At 60.6% G+C, this 863-nt stretch carries 1 pseudogene; it reads right to left on the minus strand.

What is annotated here, in order from left to right:
• Positions 1–53 precede the first annotated feature (53 nt).
• Positions 54–863 (minus strand): annotated as a pseudogene (gene aceE, locus ACIOWE_RS27895) (pyruvate dehydrogenase (acetyl-transferring), homodimeric type); the annotation flags it as partial.

An 863-nucleotide genomic window follows, 5' to 3' on the forward strand; every position in this document is an offset into this window, starting at 1 on the left:
CCGGCGCCCGCGCCCGCGCTCCCCGCGGCCAGCATCCGACCAGTCGGGGCGTCCTAGGAGAACAGCCCCGGCGCGGTCGCGACGGGCTCGGAGAGCTGGCCGACGGACGAGTAGATGCCGAGCTGACGGAACATGCCTTCCATACCGAAGGTACGGGCTTCGTCCGGGATGATCGGAACGATGCGCGGGCCGATTTCCTTGTCCTTGACCAGTTGCGCGAGGATCCGCACGAAAGCCATGGTGGTGGAAATTTCACGGTCGCCGGAACCATCCAGGATGGCTTTAAGAGTGTCCAGATCCGGAGTCGGCACGCTGAAGCTTTGCGCGCGGCGCTGAGGTACGAAACCGCCCAGTGCAGTGCGACGCTCGCTCAGATAGCGGGCTTCGGCGCTGTTTGGCTCTGGCTTGAAAAACGGCAGGTTCTCCAGCTCTTCGTCCTTGACCGGGATGTCGAAACGATCGCGGAACAACTTCAGGCTGTCGACGTCGACTTTCTTGGTGTTGTGCGCAGTGTTTTTCGCTTCGCCGGCACCGGTGCCATAACCCTTGATGGTCTTGGCGAGGATGACGGTCGGTTGTTCTTTGTGGTTGACCGCTTCGTGGTAAGCCGCATAGACCTTGTACGGGTCGTGGCCGCCACGGTTGAGTTTCCAGATCTCGTCGTCGGACAGATCAGCAACCATCGCCTTCAGTTCAGGCGTGTTGAAGAAGTGCTCACGAACGAACGCGCCGTCTTTGGCTTTGTAGTTCTGGTACTCGCCGTCGATGACTTCGTCCATGCGACGTTGCAGGATGCCGTCGACGTCTTTGGCCAGCAGTGGGTCCCAGAAACGGCCCCAGATGACTTTGGTCACGTTCCACTG

This window comes from Pseudomonas sp. NPDC087598, assembly GCF_044743525.1.
GTDB lineage: Bacteria > Pseudomonadota > Gammaproteobacteria > Pseudomonadales > Pseudomonadaceae > Aquipseudomonas.